The following is a 21,541-nucleotide window of genomic DNA, read 5'->3' as shown; positions in this document are numbered from 1 at the left end:
AGGTTCGAATTACGGCGGCTGGTTGCGTCCGTCTCAGCCGTATTTTCAGTCACCAACAGCAACAGTTGAGTTTCTGATGGTTAAGGAATGTCTCGTCTGGAAGCGATCCGGCCAAACAGTATTGTGGAGCAAACCTGTTATCGCTGGAAGAAGAAATGCGGCGGAATGGGCGTTGATGACTTGAAGGAACCTCAGCGCTTCCGGAACGAAAACGAACCGCCAAAAAGGGCAGTTCTTTTGACGATAGACAAGCTGATTCCGACCGAAGCAGAAACATTATTCCTTCGCTGAACTATCCAATACTGACTGAGCGGTTATGTCATCAACCACCAAGGTATTGACGTGTTCGCCATTCAATGCGGCCAGGATCGGCTCAACCTTTTCTTTTCCACTTGCCACGCCAATACGGATGGGAACCAACTTGGCATCTGAAAGCGGCAGGCTTACCAGTCTGGAATTAAGTTCACTGCTGCATAGCTCACCTGCGGAATTGACCAGATGTCCCAGCAGTTCGGCCCTGACGCCGCTGTCATACAGCTGAATCCGTTCCTCTTCTGACAGGGGGTGAGCTTGGTAGTAGGTTGCATCCTCTCCGGTCACGGCGCCCAATCCCAAAAGCGAGACATTTGCGTTTCGCGCGTGATTCAGCACATCCCGTACCGCTCGGACCGACATAAGCATGTCACGCTCTTCTTTGGTATCGGCGTGCAGGGGGATGTGTATGAGGGTAGCCAAACCGCCAAGCCCGTCCGCAATGCGCGTCGCAATATGGTTTACATCCGTATAGTGTTGCCCCTGAACGCCGCCGGTCATTGGAATGACCCTGTTTGATGTGGACCTCTTAGGCCGCAGGTGGTTGGCCACGACGCTCAGCGCCTTGCCGCCCGAGATTGCGATGACGTCGTCTTCTTGCACGATTTCCTGAAAGTATTGGGCCGCAGCCTTGCCGACCAGATCCAGTGTGGTGCCCGCATTCTCGGTGACCGTATCGACGACCAGAAATTCGACACCGGACCATCGCTGCTTCAGTTGGTTTTCCAGATCAAACAACCGTTGGAATGGGCTGTGGATCCGAAACTCGACCATACCCATCTCGCGGCCTTGCTTGATGAGTCGGTTCACCTTGGCGGTCGATAGCCTAAGGTTCTTCGCAATCTCGGCTTGCAGCTGACCTTCCTGAAAATGCAAGGTCAGGACGCGGGCAATCAGGCGCAGGGTATCGGGATCGGGTCCGCTGGCGTTCAACTCTCGTTGTCCTTTCTGCTCACCAAATGGTTCGACGCGGCCGCCAGCAACAACACGGTGCCCACGACCAGAGTTTGGAAATAGGCGGGCACAAGTGTCAACATGCCAACTGTCAGGGACATGATGATCAACGCGCCGATGAAGGATTTCAAAACACGCCCCTCACCGCCGCTGAAGGCTGTACCACCCAACAGAACCACAAGTATAGCGGTTAATTCCATGCCGTCGCCTGACAGCGGATCACCCAGCGACATAAAGCTGGACCGGGCAATCCCGGCCAGTGCGGCGCAGATGCCGACCAGAACGTAAAGGATGATCACCGTGCGGGCCGTGTTGATGCCCGAGAGTTTCGCCGCCGTTGGGTTGCCTCCGGTTGCCGCCGCGTATTTACCCAGCTTCATCCGATCCTGCGCAATGATCATCGCAATCGTCACCAGAACGGCCACCCAGAAGGCCCAGGGCAGGCCAAACAGAACGCCATCCCGCCCGTAGTCGTTGAACCAACTCGGCATTTTCAGCCCACCGCCGGATTTGATGGCCGAGACGCCATCTTCGACCAGCAGCAGCGCAATGCCCTTATAGAGGCTCAGTGTGATCAGCGTTGCAATGACCGGTGTGATCTTCAGCCGGATTACCAGAAACCCGTTAATCGCGCCCAACAGAACCCCTAACAGAACCGTCGCAAGAAAGGCGGGCAGGAAGGGTATCCCGTTGATGGCCAGAAGGGCGTAGACGACCGCGCTCAGGCTCATGGCGCTGCCCACGGACAGGTCGATATAACCCGAGATCATCAGCAGTGTGAAAGCTCCTGCCAGTGTCAGGATCGGGGCCGAGATGCGCAGGATGTTGATGATATTTCGCTCGCTCAGAAAGTTGCCGCGCTCGAACAGCGGGAACTTGTCCAGGTTGGCGGTGCTCAGCAGCACGACGACGAGGATGAGGACCAGATAGATGTAGTAGTCTTTCAGGAACCGTTTCACACGATCTCCGACCCTCGGGCTTTGGGTAAGGTCGGTCATCACGCGTGCCTCCGCGCCAAAGCCCATGTCTGGGCCATGATCGCGATGAACACCGCGATGGCCTTGAGGGTGAACTGCCAGTCCGGTGACAGCACCAAACCCGTCGCAGCCGAGGTCACGGTGGCCAGAACGATCGCCCCAAAGAACATGCCGATAATCGACCCGAACCCGCCGGCAATCGCAACCCCGCCCAGAAGAGAGATGACAAGCGCGTCGAATTCCATCAGTGTGCCGCGGTTGGAAAAGCCCGATTTGAACTCGGATGCCAGCAGAATCCCCACGGCCCCGGCAACAAAGGCGCTGAACAGGTAGAGCTTCACCACATGCCGCGCGTTGTCGACGCCAGACAAACGTGAGGCCACCGGGTTCGCGCCGATCAGATAGGTCAGCCGTCCGAACACCGTCTTACGCTCAACAAAAACGGCCACGAGGATCAGAATCGCCATCAGCACCACCGGCAGTTTGATCGAGGTGCCGAACATGGTCATGTTCCCCAACGTTCCGAAATCCGAGGGCAGGTTGGTGTTGCGTTGCGAGCCTTGGGTGATCACCTGTGCAATTCCGCGCGCCAGCATCATGGTGCCCAACGTGACGATGATCGACGGCACGCGCAGCACAACCACGAAGATCGCGTTGATAGCTCCGATCAGCATTGCCCCGATCAGCGCGCAAACCATCGCCAGCGATGTCGGCATCCCCCAGCCTGAAGAAAGTGCATTCGCCCCATCCGTAGACTGCGCGAACCACACCGCTAATACGCCCGAAAGCGCCACGATACCGCCCACCGACAGGTCGAAGTTTCCCGAAACCAGCAAGAACGTGACCCCAACGCCCAGCGAAATCACTGCCCAGTTATTGGTCACCAGATTCACGACGTTCTGAAACTGGAAGAAGTTGGGCACCAAAACGGAGGCGAGCGCGAAAAGTGCCATGGCGGCCCCCGCTACCAGAGAGGTGATGAACATCTCGTCACTCAGACTGTTGTCCCGCTCAGCCAGCCTTCGGCCCTGAATTGCCTGATCGGTCATGAGTTTTCACCGCCCCCACCGGTAACGACATTCAGGATACACGGAATGTCGACCTCTGCCCCGTTTTTGATCTCGGCCTCGATGCGGCCATCATACATCAGAAAGACCCGGTCGCAGATGCCCAGCACCTCTTCCAGTTCTGACGAAAAGATGCAGATCGCGCGGCCGTTGTTCGCCAGGCCGCGGATCAGATCGTAGATTTCGGATTTTGCGCCCACGTCGACGCCGCGGGTGGGTTCATCCAGCAACAACAGATCCGCATCAGCGAACAGGCATTTGGACAGAACAACCTTTTGCTGGTTTCCGCCCGATAATTTCTCGGCGTATTTCTCGATGGAATTCGTCGCGATCCCCAACTTGCCGACATACTCGCGAGCGACTTCTTTTTCGCGCTCATCCTGAAAGATGCCGAACCGGGCCAGCTTGCGGATGTTCATGATCGGAATATTGCGACGGATCGTAAGTTCGGTGAACAGGCCCTGCGTGCGCCGTTCCTCGGGAACCAGGGCGATCCCTGCCGCGATGGCTTCCTTGGGCGAGGCCGCGCGTTTGCGGTTCTTGAAATCTATCTGCCCTTCGGCCTTGTCGGCCCCATATATCGCCCGGGCGACCTCGGTCTTGCCTGCACCGACCAGACCGTAAAAGCCAACGATCTCTCCCTCATTTACATGAAAAGACACGTCTTTCAGCAGGTGATTGCTCAGACCTTTGACTGTCAGCACCGGACTATCCGCAATTTCACCGCGCGGCTCATAATCATGAGTGATCGCGCGTCCCACCATCATCTCAATCAGTTCAGGGCGGCCGTTTACTTCGGTCAGTGGTTTGGTGGCGATGTGTTTGCCATCGCGCATGACGGTGACATTGTCACCCAGTTCAAAAATCTCATCCAGCTTGTGCGAGATATAGATGACCGTCACATCCGCGTCCCGCAGCCGCCTGATCACGCCGAACAGGCGCTCCACTTCACGCTCCGACAGCGCTGCGGTCGGTTCGTCCATGATGATGATGCTCGCACCCGAGGACGCGGCACGGGCGATCTCGACGATTTGTTTCTGCGCGACGCTCAGCGAGGACACACGCGCTTTGGGGTCAATTGTCGGCTCAATCGCTGCTAGAGTTTTGATCACGCGGTCTTCAAGGTCTGACTTGACCAGAAAACCAAAGCGACTGGCTTCCATCCCCAGTGTCAGGTTTTCCTCGACGGTCAGTTGATCAACCACATGCAATTCCTGAAACAGCGTCCCTACACCGCTTTCACGGGCATCCTGGGTGCTGTTTGGCTCATAGGCCTGGCCCTGGATGGCCATCGTTCCGCTGGTCGGGGCCAGTGCCCCGGTCAACATCTTCACGATGGTCGATTTTCCGGCACCGTTCTCTCCGACCAGGCAATGCACCGTGTTGCGATCAATGTCGAATGACACGGTGTCCACGGCCCTCACGCCGGGGTAGTCCTTGGTCAAATCCCTGACGGACAGCGCTTTTTCGGCAAAAGCAATCTGCACGATCATCCCCTTTTAATCCGCAAGCCTCCGACCGGCGCATAGGGCCGCGTCCCTGGATCAAGCTTATCCGAGTTTGGATGCGTTGCCACCAGCGCCGGAACCCCGTGCGGGTTTGCGGTGTTTGAGCAGGCAGCATTGAAAGAACCGGCTGGGCAGATCAGGCCCGTTGTCGACCAACGGACCTGTTTGCCAAAGCCTGGTTCAGTCAACGTCCATCAGCCACCGAACTGGTCCTTCAGCCACTGCTCGGCCTCTTCCTTCGGCATGGACCAGTAGGAAACAGTGTAGGCCTTGTAGAAAAACTCTTCCGCCGTGTCCGAGGTCCGTTCGATCTTGCCGTCCAGCACATCCATGATCAGGTCAATCCGGCCCTGCGCGGTTTCCACAGGCGGCAGACCCATCGAAACTTTTAGGCTGGAAGCAGGATCATAAACCTGTTCGAACTCGACCGAGTCAAAGTCGACACTGGCCACAATCTCGGTCAGCGGCTTGCCATTGTCGAACTTGCCGCGCCCCAGCTGCGCCAGCCCGGCCATCGTTCCCACGGTCAGGTTCGATGCTTCGGAATAGATCAGGTTCACTTCGGGGCGCTGTGTCAGCAGGTCGACGATGATCTGCTTGGCCGCTTCCTGGCCCTTGCTGGAATCCAGCGCGCCCAGATTTTCGGCGTCGGGATCAACCGACAGGACACCTTCGGCAAATGGCGCGGTCCGGCCCGAGTTGACTTCGGTATGGTTTGGCCAACCCAGTTGCACCATGACGATAGGTTTATCGGGATGTGCCTCTTTCCAGGCCTTGGCCATTTGCGCGCCCATCTCGAACGACACTGCGGCTTCATCGCTGCGCGCGGTCGGAATGCCGGTATCCGTGATCGGGCTGAAGAACGAGGTCATGACGATATCATCTGCCAAAGCATCCTCGACACCGGGTGTGGCGGCCTCGGCATCCCAGATGTGCAGTGTGGCAGCATCGAATCCACCTGCTGCAATTTGGTCAACGTTCTGAGTCATGACGGCTGAATCCGCCCGGCCATCAAACACCACCACCTCAGCGCCGTACTTTTCTTTTGCGTAACGCTCGGCCTCGGCGGCCTGAGACTGGTGAAACACGTTCGACAAGTCAGATACAAAGAACGCGATCCGCTTGCTATCATCGGCAAAGGCTTCGGCGCCTCCAACAAACGTCAGTGTAGTTGCCAGCAGGCCGGCCTTGAATACATTCCTCCGCTGCATTTTCTTCTCTTCCCTTTTGTTTTCTCCAGAGTGCGGTCGATCCGGGACAGAGCGCTCCGGAGCCGCGATCTCAGCCAATGCCCCTCCTCAGGAATTGAAGCTGAAATATATTGCAGTGATTGTTATTATTATCATTTTGAGGTGTGCAGTCAACGTTTTTGGCGGTCTTTCGCCTAAGATGTTCCGTGAGATCGGCCAGTACACTTTTCGCTTATATTATTGTTTTTATTGTATATTTTTTATACCCATGCCTTGCATACTCCACATGCGAATTGCCCCTCTGTCACCAGAACTATGACAGAGAAAAAAATTATGCGGAAACTCAGCAAAAAATCAGAAAAACGAATCCCTTGGCCTTAGGTTTTGGCCAGTTTTTGAACCGAAATCTGGGCCTTTCCCTTCACGATTTCCTTGAATCTTGTCATGTGCGGCATGCGCCCGTGATTGGCAATCGCCTCGGCATCTGACCAGATTTCATGGATCAGAAACTCAGCCGGTCGGCTGGCTGGAACAAACACGTCATAGCCTTTGTTTCCCGCCTCTTCGCGGCTGGCAGCGGCCAGATCATCTATGGCAGCGCGCAGCGTTTCCTTCTGGCCGTCTTCCGGCACGATCCGCGCGATGATCACGACTTCCGACACTTCTCAGACTCCCTTGCGGATCATATCCGCCGCCTTTTCCGCGATCATCACAACAGGTGACGCGGTGTTTCCCGAAACGATTTTCGGCATGATCGACGCGTCGACCACCCGCAATCCCTTCAGCCCATGCACCCTGAGATCCGCGCCCACCACGGCTGAGGCGTCCGACCCCATCTTGCAGGTACCGACGGGGTGGAAAATTGTGGTGGCGATATCCCCGACACCTTTTACCAAGTCATCTTCGGACTCCATCACCGGACCGGGCAGGATTTCTTGCGGCTGATAGGGTTTCAGAGCGTTCGCCGTCATGATCATCCGCGCCTGCCGCACGGATTTCACGGCGACCTGTTTGTCATTATCGGTCGACAGGTAGTTCAGGCGAATGTCAGGCTGCGCCTTGGTATCCGCCGCCTGAATATGGCAGGTGCCCGTGCTTTCAGGGCGCAGGTTGCAGACCGATACGGTGATCGCCGGGAACGGGTGCAACGGGTCGCCCAGCTTGTCCGTGGACAGGGGCTGCACGTGGTATTCCAGATCTGGCGTGGCCAGGTCCGGGTTGGATTTGGTGAACATGCCGAACTGGCTGGGAGCCATCGACATCGGCCCGGATTGCGTCAGACCATATTGCAGAGCGATCTTCGCCTTTCCAACCAGGGAATTCGCCATCGTGTTCAGAGTTTTTGCGTTCTGGACTTTGAACACCGTCCGGATTTGCAAATGATCCTGCAGGTTCTCGCCGACACCTTGGCTTTCGTGGTGTAGAGCGATTCCGTGATCAGCCAGAACATCGCCCCGCCCGACACCCGACAGTTCCAGAATCTTGGGCGAGTTGACCGCTCCGGCCGCCAGCAACACCTCGGCCTGGGCAAAAGCTTCGCATCGCTCGCCTTTATGCTGATAGCGCACGCCCGTTACCTGTTTGCCGTCGAACAACAGCATCTCGGTCTCGGCATGGGTCAGAACACGCAAATTAGGGCGTTTCATCGCCGGCCGCAGAAAGCCTTTGGTCGTGTTCCATCGCACACCTTTGCGCTGATTGACCTCGAAAAACCCCGTTCCTTCGTTATTGCCATCGTTGAAATCGGCGCGCGGCAGAATGCCGAACTCCTTGGCGCCTTCCTGCACGGCCCTAAGGATGTCCCATTCCAAACGCTGTTTCGAGACCTTCCATTCACCGCCATGCCCATGCATGTCGGTCCGCCCGGCATGGTGATCCTCGGATTTCAGGAAATAGGGCAGCACGTCATCCCAACCCCAGCCAGTATTTCCCAGCTGCCGCCAGTGATCGTAGTCCGCGGCCTGGCCCCGCATGTAGATCATGCCGTTGACCGACGTGCATCCCCCCAGCACCTTACCGCGCGGATAGGCCAGAGAACGCCCGTTCAGCCCCGGTTCGGGCGCGGTTTTCATCATCCAGTCGGTACGCGGGTTGCCGATGCAATAGAGATAGCCAACCGGAATATGCACCCAGTGGTAGTTGTCTGACCCACCTGCCTCGAGCAGCAGAACTCGTGTTTTGGGGTCTTCGGTCAATCGGTTCGCCAGAACACATCCGGCCGTGCCTGCGCCGACGATGATATAGTCGTAGTCCCCATCAAGTTGCCGGGCGTCTGTCATGAATTTCTGGTCTTTCTGATTAATACGCGAGGACAAGTTTGCCGATCATGCGGCCGGTTTCAATGATCCCATGAGCTTCTTTCAGCGTGCCCGCCGACAAGCCCCGCAGCGTTTTGGTTTCAGTTGTCCGAATGATCCCGTCATCAACAAGTCTGGCAACCCGCGCCAATATCTGCCCCTGACGCGCCATATCCGCGGTGCCAAACAGAGATCGCGTGAACATCAGCTCCCACATCAACGCGGCGGATTTGCCTTGCAGGGCTGAGATGTCCAGCTTTTCATCCGTCTCGACGATGGTCCCGATCCGTCCCTGTGGCGCGATCAGTTCGCACATTGCGTCCCAATGCTGCCCGGTATCGGCGTATTGGGTGATGTAGTCCACGGTATCATGCCCGGCGGCCCGGAAATCGGCGACAAGATCGCGGTGGTTCACCACCTGATGCGCACCCATTTCCTTGCACCACGCGGTGGTTTCCGGGCGCGAGGCGGTTGCGATCAGGTGCAGGCCAGTCAGCTTGCGCGCCAGTTGCAAAGTGATCGATCCGACCCCTCCGGCCCCGCCTATGACCAGCAGACTGGCGGGAGTCTCATTGGCGGGCACTTGCAGACGGTCAAACAGCATTTCCCACGCGGTCAGCGACACCAGGGGAAGCGACGCTGCTGCTTCGGGGCTGACCGAGGACGGTGCCACGGACGCAATCCGATGATCAACCGCCTGCAACTCTGCATATGATCCCGGACGATTGGCATCACCCGCGTACCAGACCCGGTCGCCTTTGGAAAAACCAGTGACCTCTGCGCCCATGTCGCGGACAATCCCAACCGCGTCATATCCAAGAATGAACGGCTCCGCATGATCCTGCTCGGCGGCTGTCCGGATGCGGCGTTTCGCATCTGCGGGGTTTACCGAGATCGCTTTGATTTCCACCAGAAGATCGTTTGGCAGCACGACCGGTTCCGGCAGATCGACATCCAACAGGCTGTCCTGTGCTTCAATCGGCAGTGACTTCAGAAACCCTACAGCTTTCATTTTTCTACCTTTCAAATGTCGTTTGAGCGTCGTCCCAGAACCCGCGCATCGCTTCGATCAACCCGAGATACTTGGCGTAGCGAGTGTCGTAATGGCGCTGCATCGCCGTATTCGGCTGGAACTCAGAGTCGCGGCGGGTCATCTGACCAATCGCGTCTTCGTATGTTTCATAAGTTCCGGTCGCCACCGCTACTCCGATGGCCGCGCCCAAAGCGCCCGTTTCCTGCGCCTCGGCCACATAGATCGGCACGCCAAGGCAATCCGCGAACATCTTCGGCCAGACCGGGCTGCGTGACCCGCCGCCAGACAGAACCGCCTGGTCGAATCCGACGCCTGCGGTTTTCAGAACCTCGATATGGCGGCGATGCTCGAACAAAACGCCCTCGAACAGGGCCCGCAGCATGTGGCCTTCGCCATGCCAGCCCGCGACACCATAGAACCCACCCCGGAAAGACGCCCCCTGTCCCGAGCCGTAGAGAAAGGGGTGAAAAAACGGATCGTCTGGCGCGGGATCAACCTCGGCCACTTTGGCATTGCAGTGTCCGAACGGGTCGTCATGATGACCCCCGCGTTCGACGAACTCGCGCACATACCATTCCAGATTGGCCGCCGACGTGGCACTGGCCTCGATATTCACGAACCGGTTCGGACCAAAACCCGACACCATGAACAAATCGTGATTGACCGCTGGCGCATCCGAGAAAACCTGATTGATGCTCCAAGTGCCCGCGATGATCGAAGCCTCTCCGGCGCGCACGACCCCCGAACCCATTGCGCTGGAGACCACATCGAAATAACCGCCGATCACCGGCGTGCCTTCGGCCAGACCCGTTGCGACGGCGGCCTCTTGACTGACGGTTCCGGCAATATCCGCCGGATCGATCAGGCGCGGAAGCATCTCACGCGCATCGCTCAGGCCGTAAAGTGCCAACAGGCCGTCGTCATAGGTGCAATCCGGCATGCGAGTCAGGCCGCAACCTGACATGTCCGAAATCTCGCTAACCCGCTCACTGGTCAGCTTGTAGGTTACGAAATCCTTGCACAGCATAACCGTACCGGTCCGCGCATAAAGCTCGGGTCGGTGCCGTTTGATCCAGGCCAGAAGAACCGGGGTCTGAGACGGCCACGGCTTTTGCAGGCACAACGCGTGCAAGGCGTCGCCGGCCACCTCGGAAAGCTCCTGAGCCAGAGATGCGGCACGCGTGTCCAGCGATTGGATGCCGATCAACGGCGCGCCCGCCTTGTCCAGCAGGTAAAGCCCGTTGCCATGCCCGGCACAGCCAACGCCGATGATCTGGTCAGGGGTTATCCCGGCCTTGTCGATACATCCGCCGATCACCTGCCGGGCATTTGCCCACAACTCGTTCAGGTCACGCTCGACATGCCCTGGCTGCGGCGTCGAGGACTGCCCGTCCAGCGCCTGCATCGCCACAGGGCGCCCCTGCAGGTCAAAAAGCACAGCCTTGATGACTGTGTTTCCTGCATCCAGCCCCAGAATATACCCGTTCTCAGCCACTGTTATAGATATCCCACGCTTCTTCACCGCTTGCGTTATTGTGGATCATCGCCATCAGAGCGGCCACAACTGCCTTGGGGTTGTCATGCTGATAGATATTGCGGCCATAGACCATGCCCTGCGCGCCCTGTGCCATCAGCGCCGCCGACTTCATCAGTACGGTCTTAAGGTCTTCCTTGCCACCACCACGCACCAAAACCGGCACGCGGGCGGCCTCGATCACGCGGTGGAAATCCTCGGGGTTCTCGGTTGGGTCCGCCTTGATGATGTCGGCCCCCATTTCCGAGGCCAGACGCACCAGTGTCACGATCTTCTCGGCATTGCCATCCACCTGGTAGCCTCCGCGCACATCGTTGGGCAGCATGACCAGGGGCTCGATCATCAGCGGCATCCCGTATTTGTGGCAGGCTGCGCGCACCTTGCTGATATTCTCGACGCATTGGCGGAACAGTTCAGGCTCATCCGGCAGCATGAACAGGTTCACAACGACGGCGGCGGCGTCCATTTCCAGCGCGCCGATGATCGGTTCGTCTGCGTTTTGCAGCATCGACCACATCACCCGGTGGCGCTGATCGTTGTAAGGGTTGCCCATGTCGATCCGCATCACCAGCGCGGGCTTGTCCTTTTCGGGGCGCGATTGCAGCAGATCGGCCTGCCCGTAGGCACATTGGATCGCGTCCGGCCTGGCCCCGATCAGCGTGTCCATAACACCCGCCATATCCTCCAGCCCGACCATAAAGCTGGGCTCGTTGCAAACGCCGTGGTCGATCGCCACATCCAGACATCCCCCGTTCGTGAACATCCGGTTCATCCGGGCCTTGGTGCTTACACGCATTCTGTTCTCCGTTCCTTGTTTCGTGCGGTCAGAGCCTCGGCGGACACGCCGTGAAACTCGGACAATTCGTGGATCAGGGCTTGGATCTGATTGGTAATCTCTTGTTGGCTGAGACCACGTTCATCGACAAAGATGCCACCCAGCCGGTCCATCAGTACTTCGGAAATCTGGCCTGTGATGGCCAGCGCGGTCCGGCGCAGGACAATGTCGGACAGGGTTTCGACAAATTCGGTGCGCATCAGCCAGATGATCTCGGCCCTGGTGTAAGAGCAGCCTTCCGCCAGAGGCGTGTCGTCAACCAACTGGCAGAACAGCGCAACATCATCCGCTTGACTGCCGTAGTGCCCGATCAGGTGTTGTGCGCGATCAGGTGTAACGTGGAATTCTTCTTCCAGCCGGCTTTCCAAGGTACGCGGATCGTCGGGGAACAGCGCGCCGCCGCCAATGGCAAGCCCCAGGGTCGAAGTTTGCCGGGGCTTGCCCAACTCGGCCAGAACCTCATCCCCGGTCTGTTCTCCAAAAGCGCGGAACGTGGTCCATTTGCCGCCGACCATGCAGAACTGGGGAACATCTCCGTCCAAACGTCGCGTGAAATGGCCGCGCGATATTCGACCGGTGAAATCGTGATCGCTGCGCGGCAACGGACGGATACCGCTAAAGCTGAACACCACCTGGTCGGGCGTGACCTTGATCTTGGGAAAAACCAACCGAAGTGAGCCGAGGATGTAGTCGAGTTCCTCCGGCTCGCAGCGCACCCGCGCGGCTTTCTCGACGCGGATGTCAGTCGATCCGGCCAACACCTTGCCCTGATAGGGGAACACGATGCACACCCGCCCGTCCGTGTTTTCGAAATAGACCATATGATCACCAAGCGCCTGAAACAGAGCCGGGTTTTCGACTATCAGGTGCGAGCCCTTGGTGCCCGAGACCATCTGCTCATCCGAGCTACCACCAAGAACTTGGACGGTATCGTCCAGCCAAGCGCCAGTCGCGTTTACGATTACCCTTGGATCAAGTTGCAGAGTCTCGCCACTGCGCCTGTCGATCACTGAATAGCCATCGCCATCTGTTGCCATCTCCGCGTAGTTGAGGGCAACGCATTCCGGGACCGCGATCTGAACGTCGCGGATCATTTCAACGCATAAACGTTCGGGATGGGTGATCTGCGCGTCGTAGTACACCGCTGAACGTGTGGCTTTCGGTGTGAGCGCGGGCCAGTCCTTGCGTGTGCGACCAACGCTGTTGAAATGATGCCTGGGCAGAATTCGCCGCTTGCGCGTCACCCAGTCATAAAGCGACAGACCCAGCTTGATCGGCACCGCCCCGCGGCTGGAGGGTTTGCCATGCCGGCCGACAAAGCTCGCCGCGGCATTGAACATTCCGGAAAAGACCGAGGTTACGGGGATCACCGTCGGCAAAGGCCGCACCATGTGTGGAGCATTCACCAAAAGCGCATCGCGTTCCTGAAGCGACTCCCGCACCAAATCGAACTCACCGTTTTCCAGATAGCGCAGGCCACCATGGATCATCCGGGATGGCGCGGCACTACAGCCCGAGGCAAAATCGTTGCGTTCGACCAGCAGCACCCGAAGCCCCTGCAGGGCAAGATCGCGGTAGACACCGATTCCGTTCACGCCCCCGCCAATCACCACCACGTCAAACGCGGCGTTCTCGCGCAGTTTTGTCAGGTGTTGTTGTCGTTGTTCTGACATGATGGTCCTGTTTTTCGCGAAGGCTTCGATGGTTCAGCTGTCCAGATCGCTCAGATGCGCGCGGGCTTGGGTGTCGATCTCGGCGATCTCGGCTTCGGTCAGGCGCAGCCGCCCTGCCTTCGCATTCTCGACTGCCTGTGCTGCATCCCGCGCACCGCAAAGTGAGAAGGTGATCCCCGGCTGCTGTACCGTCCATGCGATGACAGTCTGTGCCAGCGTCGCGTCATGCCCTTCGGCAATCGGTGCGATGGTCGCCATCAGGTCCGCTACCTTCTGGCGGTTCGCCATGGAAAAGCGCGGGTTGTCCTTGCGTTGATCATCGCCGGTAAACTCACGATCCGGACCGATCTTGCCGCTGAGCAACCCAAGTGCCAGCGAGGAATAGCTGAGCACGGATACGCCATTCTCATGGCACACCGGCAGCAAAGTGCCTTCGATGTCGCGCTTGACCATCGAGTATTCTTCCTGGATGGCGTCCAACTGCCCCGCGGCCACATAGGCCCGTACCTCGTCGACCGAGGTGTTGCTGGCCCCGACCGAGCGGATCTTGCCTTGCTGTTTCAGGGTCTCCAGCGCCTCCATCGTCTCGGCAATGGGTGTTGTCGGGTCCTGCCAGTGGGTGATGTAGTGGTCGATATAGTCGGTGCCCAGGCGGGTCAGGCTCTGCTCGACCTCATGGATGATCGCGTCCTTGCCCAGATAGCGATGCACCGGCTTGCCGTCATAGTCGAAGAAGTGGTTGCCCTTCTGTGTATGCCAGACCAGCCCGCATTTCGTGGCCAGCACGACCTTGTCGCGCCGCCCCTTTAGCGCCTTGCCAACAATGTCTTCAGCGACGCCCTGACCATATGCGGGGGCCGTGTCGATCAGCGTCACCCCTGCATCGACCGAGGCCTGAATTGCCGCAATGGACTTCGCCTCGTCCGTGCCGCCCCACATCCAGCCACCGATGGCCCATGTGCCCAGCCCGATGACCGATGCTTCGATCCCAGACGTTCCGATTTCCCGTGTCAGCATCTCATGCGACATCCCGTGTTCCTTCCATTTCCTGTATGACTGCGGTCGCTGTATCTTCGTCCAGGATCAGCGAGTTGAGAAACTTTCCGTTCAGCACTGCCTTGATTGGCTGCACTTTCTGCGCCCCTGCACTGACCCCGATCACGCGCGAGCACTGCGCCAGATCGGATGGTGAAACCGACACCAATCGCGAGTTCAGGGCATAGTTCGACACCGACCCGTCGATATGGATGAGATGGGCCAGGAGCTCTCCGATCACGCCCATGCCCACCAACATCTTGCGATCCGCCTCGGGCACAGGGTGCAGGTCGTAATAGCTGGAGCCTTCCGGCTCGATCGATCCGACCCCGACCAGAGCGACATCTGCCCGGCGGGCCAGGTCCAGTACCTCGCGGATCGAGGAGACCTGTTCCAGCATGTCGCGCTGTTCACGGCTTTCGGCGAACAGCGGTGCGTGCAACAGCATGGTTTTGCCGCCCAACCGGTCTGCCATCTGCGTCGCCAGATGGTTAACGTCCGTGTAGTACTTGCCCTGAATACCCCCCGTCAGCGGTACAACGGTCACGTCAAAATCACGCTCGGGTTCCAGCGCCTCGACTGTTGCACTGACGGCCTTGCCGCCGGTGATTGCGATGACATCCCCATCCCGCAGGGTTTCAACCAGATGATTGGCGGCAGCGCGGCCGACCTGCTGCAGGGTCGTCTCGGCGCTGCCGGCGACCGACGGGGTGACGATGGCGTCGCTCAGACCGGTCGACCGGGCCAGATCACGTTCGATATCCATCAACGTCTCGAACGGGCTTTCGATGTCAATCTTTACCATGCCCATATTGCGGCCCTGTGTGATCAGGCGATTGACCTTCGAGTTCGACAGGTTCAGCGTCCGGGCAATATCGGCCTGCTTCTGACCTTCCAGGTAATGCAGAACCAGAACGGTGTGGATCTGCCGGATCAGTTCGAAGTCTTTCTTCTTGCCCACCATCACCCGCGCCTCTTGTTCAGGTAGTGGTCGATGGTGACCGCCGCCAGCAGGATCGACCCACGGATGATGTCCTGCCAGTAGACCGACACGTCCAGCAGCGCCAGCGAACTGGACACCAGCGACAACAGGATGACGCCGAGGATTGCGCCAAGGATCGACCCCGAGCCGCCATTCAGACTGGCCCCGCCGATCACGGCAGCGGCGATGATGGTCAGTTCCAGCCCCAACCCGAACGTCGGCTGCGCCGAGCCGAACCGGGCCATGTAGATGATACCCGCCACGCCACAGAGCGTTGAACACAACGTGGTGGTCAGAAAGATCACCTTCTTCGTGCGGATGCCCGAATAGGCCGCGGCCTTTTCGTTGGAACCGGTATAGAACACCTTCCGGAACATGGTCGTGCGCCGCAGCATGAAATCAAAGGCGATCACGAAGACAAGGAAAATGATGATCACTATCGGGATCGGCCCGACCGATCCCTGTCCGATGAATTTGAATTCGGGCGGCAGAGTATACAGCCCCAGCGGCCGTCCACCCGTGAACAACAGGCAAGCCCCCCGCGCAATTACCATGATCGCCAACGATACGATGAAATGATGCAGCCCAACTCGGGTTACGAAGAACCCCATAAAGGCCCCGATGGCCGTACACAGCGCGATCGCCATGGCCGAGGCTACCCACGGGTTCACCCCGCTCAGGAAAAGCCACCCCGCGATCACCATGGCCAGCGCCGTGACCGAACCGACCGACAAGTCGATCCCCCCCGAGATCAGCAGGATTGTCATGCCGATCACCAGCAGTCCGTCCACCGCAAAGGCCATCGACATCGCCCGCATATTTGCCCAAGTCAGGAAATAGGGGGAGGCGAAGGACATGATCAAAAACAACGCCAGAATGATGACAATCAACCCCGTTTCGCGCATATGAAACAGGCGTTTCAGCGGCGGTATGCTTTCGGCGGTTCCCGCTTGGGTCAGGTTCACCGTGTTGTCCATATTCGTCCCTCCGCTCATGCGACCGAAGCCTGCACTTCCGCAATGGAAGCCAGATGCATGATGTTTTTTTCCGTCATTTTGTCGCCTGTGACCTGCCCGCTGATGCGCCCTTCACGCACAACCAGCACACGGTCGCAGACACCAATCAGTTCGGGCAGTTCCGAAGAAATCACGACGATCCCCACGCCCTCATTCGCGAGGTCACGCAGAATGCGGTGGATTTCAGACTTTGCGCCAACGTCGACACCGCGGGTCGGTTCATCCAGAAAAATCAGACGCGGGTTGACCGAAAGCATCTTGGCAAGCGCCACTTTTTGCTGATTTCCGCCCGAAAGCGAGGACACCGGGTCGCTCAACGATCCGCATTTCAGGTTCAGCGTGCGCCCGAGCGCTTCGGCCTGGGCCGTTTCCGCTGCGGGTTGGATCAGGCCAAGTCCGTTGGCCACCTGTTCAAGCTTCAGGGCCGAGACGTTGGCGGCGATTGGCAATTCAAGGAAAACCCCATCGCCTTTGCGGTCCTCGGACAGGTACACCATCCCCTTGGCGATACTGTCCTGATAGTTGCGCAACCTGAGTTCTTCGCCATTCAGCCAAACCTGTCCGGACGCATCCCCTTCCAGCTTGCAGATTGCCTTTGCGATCTCGCTGCGGCCTGCACCGATAAGTCCTGCAATGCCCAGGATTTCACCCTTGTTCAGGGTGAACGATATATCGCGGAACCGCGTCGCCTCGGTAAGGTTGCGCACGTCCAGGATCACCTCGTCTGACGGGGTGCCTTGTTTCTTGGGGTACAGGTCATCGATCACCCGTCCGACCATTGCATTCACCACGTCACCGGGTTGTATGTCGGCCACATTCCGCGTGACGATGTGCTGGCCATCCCGGAACACCGAAACCCGGTCGCAGTTGTCAAAGATCTCAACCATTCGATGCGAGATATAGATGATGGAAATCCCCTGATCCGCCAGATTGCGCATGATCCCGAACAGTGTCCGAGCCTCGGATTCCGTGAGTGCGGCTGTAGGCTCGTCAAGGATCAGAATGCGGCAATCCAGCGTCAGGGCCTTTGCAATCTCAACCAGTTGCTGGTTGGAGATCGAAAGGTTCTTAACCAGAACCGAAGGATCGATGTCGCTGAGTTGGCGGAACACATCGACCGCATCACGCTCCAGTTTCTTGTAATCCATCAGCCATGACCGGCTGATATTGGTTTTGGCCATGAAGATGTTCTCTGCCACCGACACATCCGGGCACAGAGCGATCTCCTGATGGACAAAGCCGATACCCAGTTGCTGCGCCATCGTGGGTGACGAGATTTTGACCGGCATGCCGTCGAGAACGATCTGGCCGCTGTCCGGTTGCAAAATCCCGTCAATGACGTTCATCAGTGTCGATTTTCCTGCACCGTTTTCCCCTGCAATCGCGTGGATTTCTCCTTTGCGGAGTTCAAAGTCGATCCCGCGCAGCGCTTTGACCGGGCCAAAGGACTTGCTGAGGTTCGATATCCGAAGGATCACATCGTCTTGCATTGCACCACCTGTTCGGGTGTCTCTTTTTTGATTGATGTCCTGAACCGCCCGCGAACTGATTTGGAACTGCGCGGGCGGCTCGTCGGGGAGCTCTCGGATCAGGCCGGATCACGACCTTCCATGTAGACGTTCAGGTCAAAGCTGTCCGCGTTGTCCTTAGTGATGACTGCAAAGCCATTGTCCACGAACGGTATCTGTACCGGGTTGAAACCGCTGGTCCGCCAATCGTTGAACGGATCGAAAATGTCCGACCGGTTTGCCAGATGCACCGCCATAAAGCCCATGAAGCCCTGTACACCCTGGTTTGGGTTCAGCGACATGTGGATGTTGCCCGCTCGGATGTGTTCCAACGTGGTGGGCGTCACATCCGCGTGCATGATCAGAAGGTCCGAGCCAGCTTCCAGCTTCGCCGCAACAGCACCTTCGGCAGAACCTGCTTCGGGAATCCAGATCGCCGCCACATTCGGATTGGCCTGAATGATCGAGGCTGTCGCGCGGTAGGCCGCATTGCTGTCCTGGTTCGTGGCCTGACGTCCGACCAGTTTCATGTTCGGATAATTGTCTTCCATGTATGCAATCAGCGACGTGACGCGCAGATCGTGGTTTGACTGTCCCGGATTCTCGAGAACCGCGTATTCGGCGCTGTCACCTACTTGTTTGACGATCTCTTCAGCCGCGAACTTCGCCTCGGCATGGTTGTCCGAGGTGATATAGCCGGTGCGCTTTGAGCTTGGGCTGTCGGCGGCAAAGGTGACGATCTCGGTGCCATTGTCGACAGCGCGATTGATCGGCTCGATAAATGGATCGGACTGCATCGGGTGCAACAGAACACCTGCAGGCTGCTTCACCAGATCCTGCTCGAACGAGGCGATCTGCTTGGTGATGTCGTAATCCGGCGTGCCTGAGAACACGGTTTTGCAACCAAACGCCTCGGCAGCCTGTTTGAAGCCCTGGTATACCGGCACCCAATAGGGATGACCCGAGACCATCACGTTCATGATGTATGTCTCATCGGGTTCGCACATGATGCTTTCGGCCTGCGCTGGCGCGGCAGAAGCCCCGGCAACCGCCAACGCGGCGGACGCAATAATACTGTTTGCCTTCTTGATGTTCATTGGTTTCCTCCCTGTAGAATGCTCCTGCGACTGCGGCGCATTGTTCGTTCAGCACCAACTGTGCAAGAAATTTCTATATGTGATGTTTATTGCACACTCCCTGTCTAAGGGTGATGCACCGGTGGCGTCAATAATTTTTGACAAAAATTTTTGTCCTTGAAATTTATTTCGTCACCATACTCTGGATGGCTATCTTTGAAAGGGAACGTAGCGTACCGGACTTCAGTAATTCTCCGCCACAGAAGCGGTCTGCCCGTATTGTTGGAAACGGAGGGTCAAATATGGGTATCAAGCGGCACACACCGGAAGAGATCGTCGGGAAACTACGGCAGGTTGAGGTGCTATGCGGTCAAGGGATGCGACGTGTAGATGCCATTCGCCAAGTGCAAATAACCAAGCAGAAGGACTATCGCTGGCGGAAGTAATATGGCGGTATGGGAACTGACCAACTGAAGGAACTAAAGCGCCTTCAGAAGGAAAATGAGCGTCTGTGCCAGGCAGTGTCCGATCCGACGCTGGATAAATTGAACCTTTCGGAGGCCGAGCGGGCAAACTACTAAGCCCTTAGCGTCGTCGTGCCTGCATTGAACATGTGCGAAGTCAGTTCCACAACTCAGAGCGTGGGCCTGTCGAGGGTTGCGTAAAAACCGTTCGACGCAGCGCACGGTTCCAAGAGGCCGTGCCGTTTAAGACCGGCTGGCTGCCGACATGATCGAACTCACCCGACAATAAGACCGCCACGGTTGTCGCCGGATTGCGGCTTCGCTGAAAGATGCCGGCAGCGGAGTGAACGACAATCGTGTCGAATGTCTATTTGATGACCGACGCCTGATCCACGCGCCTGATTGATACGGGGTGCACGCGCTCAATAATTGACAAACAGTTGCAACAAAACAGATCATCGTCGAGATCTCGTCAACTTCAAAGAAGACCGATGCGACTGTTTTATATCCTACTTGTACCCGTCTTCGTTGTTGTTTTGGTTATTCTTCTTATCAGTAGCCTTGTTCCGCCCGAGAACATTCGGCTTGCCACTGGGCCAAAAGACGGCGGGTATTGGCGGATTGGCCTCGAGTATCAGTCCAAGCTTGCCAGGGACGACATATCGTTAGAGCTGGTGGAAACTGCTGGTTCCGTCGAGAACATTCAAAGGCTCATTGACGGAGATGTGGACGTTGCCTTTGTGCAGGGCGGCATTCCTCTTCCCAGAGGAGAGAATCTAGAGTCACTCGGGGCTCTCTTCCCTGAACCGCTGGTGATTTTCAGACGTTCCGCCGCGCAAGTTGGCCGATATCCCGGAGATTGGCGCGGGATTCGTTTGGCTGCTGGACAAGTCGGATCAGGCACACGTGCCGCAGCACTGGCACTCATAGAAGCCGCGGGCCTTCAGGACTCGGGCATCGAATTGCAGGAAATTGGCGGATTCGAGGCCATAGACGCGTTGCGTGCTGGCGAGGCGGATGCAGCGTTGTTTGTGTCGCCTCTGGATGCGCCATACCTGACAGAGGCCATAGTCGATCCCAAGTTGGATCTGATCCAAATGGCCTTGATCGACGCCCTGTCTTTCAGATTTGTCAGCGGCCATTCCGTTGTTGTTCCAGCCGGGTCAACCTCTTTGGCCCCGCCGCGACCCGCGCATGATGTCAAAATACTGACTTTGACTGCATCGATGATCGCGACAAACGAGCTGCACCCGGCTGTTGTCGACAGGCTTGTTCATAGCGCAAACAAGATCCACGCAGACCGAACCGTTCTGCGAGCGGCCAAGGAGTTTCCAAACACCAATTCCCCTCCGGCCCCAATTAATGACGTCGCCTGGCACATGATCAACTCTGGGCCCAACATTCTTCACGATATCTTTCCATTTTGGGTTGCGGCCCAGTTTGGTCGGGTGTTGCTTTTTCTCTTGCCGATTTTATTCCTTGCGCCGCTGCTGCGTCTCGTCCCGGCCCTTTACGTGTGGTTTCAAAACCGAAGAGTTTGGCGACACTATCAACACATTGCATCGCTTGAAGCAGAAATCGAGGACGCTGCGACGGCCGAGGAGATTGAAGCTGTAGCGAAGAAACTCGATGACGTATCTGCGACACTCGCGAATTTGAACTTGCCACTCGCTTACCGGCAGAAGGCCTACGACGCGCGGCTGCACATCGAGCTTATTGCTCAGGAAATCGAACGCCACCGCGCCAGTAGGCGCCAAGAGCCCTAGTTTTTGTCGCAGTAAACCATCTCGTTTCGCTCCACGAGGTCTGGAGACAGAAATGCTGGTTGGGAGCATCTCGTGGCTGAGTTGTTATGTTGCACCGTCAAACGCGCCTCGAACAAAAGCCGGTTCGCCCGCAATTCGGATGTAGGACCTGTTCAAACCTATGTCCGGTTTCCGTATAGCGGTCAGTGGGACGTCAAGGCAGAGGTTTCCGCAGTGCTGACTGGAATTGAGCGTCCGGTTTCAGCCGCTTCTTGGGCATCAGACAGAAGCGCTCAGACGACCGCGTTGAACTCAATCCAAACCTAATAGACGTG

The 21,541-nt window shown here is 57.6% G+C and carries 18 protein-coding genes and 1 pseudogene; 3 read left to right on the top strand and 16 right to left on the bottom strand.

Features of this window, described 5'->3' with window-relative positions:
* Positions 1 to 87 precede the first annotated feature (87 nt).
* Positions 88 to 291 (top strand): hypothetical protein, encoded by a 204-nt coding sequence (locus ACR3EQ_RS13560; protein ID WP_170612519.1) that lies wholly within the window; start codon positions 88 to 90, stop codon positions 289 to 291.
* Here the strand turns inward: ACR3EQ_RS13560 and ACR3EQ_RS13555 are convergent.
* The 16 genes from ACR3EQ_RS13555 to ACR3EQ_RS13480 all read right to left on the bottom strand — a co-directional run bounded on the left by ACR3EQ_RS13555 (position 277) and on the right by ACR3EQ_RS13480 (position 19,018).
* The gene (locus tag ACR3EQ_RS13555; protein ID WP_170612517.1) at positions 277 to 1,245 is read right to left on the bottom strand and encodes a sugar-binding transcriptional regulator; all 969 of its coding nucleotides are present in this window, start codon (positions 1,243 to 1,245) and stop codon (positions 277 to 279) included. The genes ACR3EQ_RS13560 and ACR3EQ_RS13555 overlap by 15 nt on opposite strands.
* Complete coding sequence (locus ACR3EQ_RS13550) at positions 1,242 to 2,264, bottom strand: ABC transporter permease (RefSeq protein WP_170612515.1); 1,023 nt, start codon at positions 2,262 to 2,264, stop codon at positions 1,242 to 1,244. Before ACR3EQ_RS13550 ends, ACR3EQ_RS13555 begins: the two co-directional genes overlap by 4 nt.
* A complete protein-coding gene (locus ACR3EQ_RS13545; protein WP_170612513.1) occupies positions 2,264 to 3,292 on the bottom strand; it encodes an ABC transporter permease in 1,029 nt (342 codons plus the stop codon). The genes ACR3EQ_RS13550 and ACR3EQ_RS13545 overlap by 1 nt, the downstream gene beginning before the upstream one ends.
* Positions 3,289 to 4,797, bottom strand: coding sequence for a sugar ABC transporter ATP-binding protein (locus ACR3EQ_RS13540; protein ID WP_480490920.1), 1,509 nt, complete (start codon positions 4,795 to 4,797; stop codon positions 3,289 to 3,291). Before ACR3EQ_RS13540 ends, ACR3EQ_RS13545 begins: the two co-directional genes overlap by 4 nt.
* Before the next feature lie 215 nt (positions 4,798 to 5,012).
* Positions 5,013 to 6,029: a substrate-binding domain-containing protein gene (locus ACR3EQ_RS13535; RefSeq protein WP_170612509.1), complete on the bottom strand. Its 1,017-nt coding sequence runs from the start codon at positions 6,027 to 6,029 to the stop codon at positions 5,013 to 5,015.
* Between the two features lie 356 nt (positions 6,030 to 6,385).
* On the bottom strand, positions 6,386 to 6,670 hold the full coding sequence (locus ACR3EQ_RS13530) for a putative quinol monooxygenase (protein WP_170612507.1): 285 nt from the start codon (positions 6,668 to 6,670) through the stop codon (positions 6,386 to 6,388).
* Between the two features lie 3 nt (positions 6,671 to 6,673).
* Positions 6,674 to 8,287, bottom strand: a complete 1,614-nt coding sequence (locus ACR3EQ_RS13525) for a GMC family oxidoreductase N-terminal domain-containing protein (protein ID WP_170816875.1) — start codon at positions 8,285 to 8,287, stop codon at positions 6,674 to 6,676.
* 19 nt (positions 8,288 to 8,306) lie between these two features.
* On the bottom strand, positions 8,307 to 9,317 hold the full coding sequence (locus ACR3EQ_RS13520; RefSeq protein WP_170612503.1) for a zinc-binding alcohol dehydrogenase family protein: 1,011 nt from the start codon (positions 9,315 to 9,317) through the stop codon (positions 8,307 to 8,309).
* A 4-nt stretch (positions 9,318 to 9,321) separates the two neighbouring features.
* Positions 9,322 to 10,833 (bottom strand): FGGY-family carbohydrate kinase, encoded by a 1,512-nt coding sequence (locus tag ACR3EQ_RS13515; protein WP_170612501.1) that lies wholly within the window; start codon positions 10,831 to 10,833, stop codon positions 9,322 to 9,324.
* The gene (locus ACR3EQ_RS13510) at positions 10,826 to 11,668 is read right to left on the bottom strand and encodes a class I fructose-bisphosphate aldolase (RefSeq protein WP_170816877.1); all 843 of its coding nucleotides are present in this window, start codon (positions 11,666 to 11,668) and stop codon (positions 10,826 to 10,828) included. The genes ACR3EQ_RS13515 and ACR3EQ_RS13510 overlap by 8 nt, the downstream gene beginning before the upstream one ends.
* Positions 11,659 to 13,380 (bottom strand): glycerol-3-phosphate dehydrogenase/oxidase, encoded by a 1,722-nt coding sequence (locus ACR3EQ_RS13505; protein ID WP_170612498.1) that lies wholly within the window; start codon positions 13,378 to 13,380, stop codon positions 11,659 to 11,661. Before ACR3EQ_RS13505 ends, ACR3EQ_RS13510 begins: the two co-directional genes overlap by 10 nt.
* Positions 13,381 to 13,413: 33 nt before the next feature.
* Positions 13,414 to 14,409, bottom strand: a complete 996-nt coding sequence (locus tag ACR3EQ_RS13500; RefSeq protein ID WP_480490918.1) for an aldo/keto reductase — start codon at positions 14,407 to 14,409, stop codon at positions 13,414 to 13,416.
* Positions 14,399 to 15,379 carry a sugar-binding transcriptional regulator gene (locus ACR3EQ_RS13495; protein WP_170612494.1) on the bottom strand — a complete coding sequence of 327 codons (981 nt, stop codon included), beginning with the start codon at positions 15,377 to 15,379 and terminating at the stop codon, positions 14,399 to 14,401. The genes ACR3EQ_RS13500 and ACR3EQ_RS13495 overlap by 11 nt, the downstream gene beginning before the upstream one ends.
* Positions 15,379 to 16,374: an ABC transporter permease gene (locus ACR3EQ_RS13490; RefSeq protein ID WP_170612492.1), complete on the bottom strand. Its 996-nt coding sequence runs from the start codon at positions 16,372 to 16,374 to the stop codon at positions 15,379 to 15,381. Before ACR3EQ_RS13490 ends, ACR3EQ_RS13495 begins: the two co-directional genes overlap by 1 nt.
* Positions 16,375 to 16,388: 14 nt before the next feature.
* Positions 16,389 to 17,903 (bottom strand): sugar ABC transporter ATP-binding protein, encoded by a 1,515-nt coding sequence (locus tag ACR3EQ_RS13485; protein WP_170619046.1) that lies wholly within the window; start codon positions 17,901 to 17,903, stop codon positions 16,389 to 16,391.
* Positions 17,904 to 18,001: 98 nt separating this feature from the next.
* Positions 18,002 to 19,018 (bottom strand): substrate-binding domain-containing protein, encoded by a 1,017-nt coding sequence (locus ACR3EQ_RS13480; protein WP_170612488.1) that lies wholly within the window; start codon positions 19,016 to 19,018, stop codon positions 18,002 to 18,004.
* Positions 19,019 to 19,299: 281 nt separating this feature from the next.
* Between ACR3EQ_RS13480 and ACR3EQ_RS13475 the strand changes: the two are divergent.
* Together ACR3EQ_RS13475 and ACR3EQ_RS13470 are read left to right on the top strand one after the other, a co-directional pair.
* A pseudogene (locus tag ACR3EQ_RS13475) lies at positions 19,300 to 19,834 on the top strand (transposase); the annotation flags it as partial.
* A gap of 67 nt (positions 19,835 to 19,901) precedes the next feature.
* The gene (locus ACR3EQ_RS13470; protein WP_170612486.1) at positions 19,902 to 21,227 is read left to right on the top strand and encodes a TAXI family TRAP transporter solute-binding subunit; all 1,326 of its coding nucleotides are present in this window, start codon (positions 19,902 to 19,904) and stop codon (positions 21,225 to 21,227) included.
* Positions 21,228 to 21,541: the final 314 nt, after the last annotated feature.

The organism is Ruegeria sp. AN11, from assembly GCF_056536005.1.
This window is presented reverse-complemented; position numbering and strand designations above follow the sequence as displayed.

Excerpts from the sequence above, each read along its gene's own strand:
- ACR3EQ_RS13560 (WP_170612519.1), top strand. The coding sequence starts at position 88 with ATGTCTCGTCTGGAAGCGATCCGGCCAAACAGTATTGTGGAGCAAACC.
- ACR3EQ_RS13550 (WP_170612515.1), bottom strand. The coding sequence starts at position 2,264 with ATGACCGACCTTACCCAAAGCCCGAGGGTCGGAGATCGTGTGAAACGG.
- ACR3EQ_RS13545 (WP_170612513.1), bottom strand. The coding sequence starts at position 3,292 with ATGACCGATCAGGCAATTCAGGGCCGAAGGCTGGCTGAGCGGGACAAC.
- ACR3EQ_RS13535 (WP_170612509.1), bottom strand. The coding sequence starts at position 6,029 with ATGCAGCGGAGGAATGTATTCAAGGCCGGCCTGCTGGCAACTACACTG.
- ACR3EQ_RS13525 (WP_170816875.1), bottom strand. The coding sequence starts at position 8,287 with ATGACAGACGCCCGGCAACTTGATGGGGACTACGACTATATCATCGTC.
- ACR3EQ_RS13520 (WP_170612503.1), bottom strand. The coding sequence starts at position 9,317 with ATGAAAGCTGTAGGGTTTCTGAAGTCACTGCCGATTGAAGCACAGGAC.
- ACR3EQ_RS13510 (WP_170816877.1), bottom strand. The coding sequence starts at position 11,668 with ATGCGTGTAAGCACCAAGGCCCGGATGAACCGGATGTTCACGAACGGG.
- ACR3EQ_RS13505 (WP_170612498.1), bottom strand. The coding sequence starts at position 13,380 with ATGTCAGAACAACGACAACAACACCTGACAAAACTGCGCGAGAACGCC.
- ACR3EQ_RS13500 (WP_480490918.1), bottom strand. The coding sequence starts at position 14,409 with ATGTCGCATGAGATGCTGACACGGGAAATCGGAACGTCTGGGATCGAA.
- ACR3EQ_RS13495 (WP_170612494.1), bottom strand. The coding sequence starts at position 15,379 with ATGGTGGGCAAGAAGAAAGACTTCGAACTGATCCGGCAGATCCACACC.
- ACR3EQ_RS13490 (WP_170612492.1), bottom strand. The coding sequence starts at position 16,374 with ATGGACAACACGGTGAACCTGACCCAAGCGGGAACCGCCGAAAGCATA.
- ACR3EQ_RS13485 (WP_170619046.1), bottom strand. The coding sequence starts at position 17,903 with ATGCAAGACGATGTGATCCTTCGGATATCGAACCTCAGCAAGTCCTTT.
- ACR3EQ_RS13480 (WP_170612488.1), bottom strand. The coding sequence starts at position 19,018 with ATGAACATCAAGAAGGCAAACAGTATTATTGCGTCCGCCGCGTTGGCG.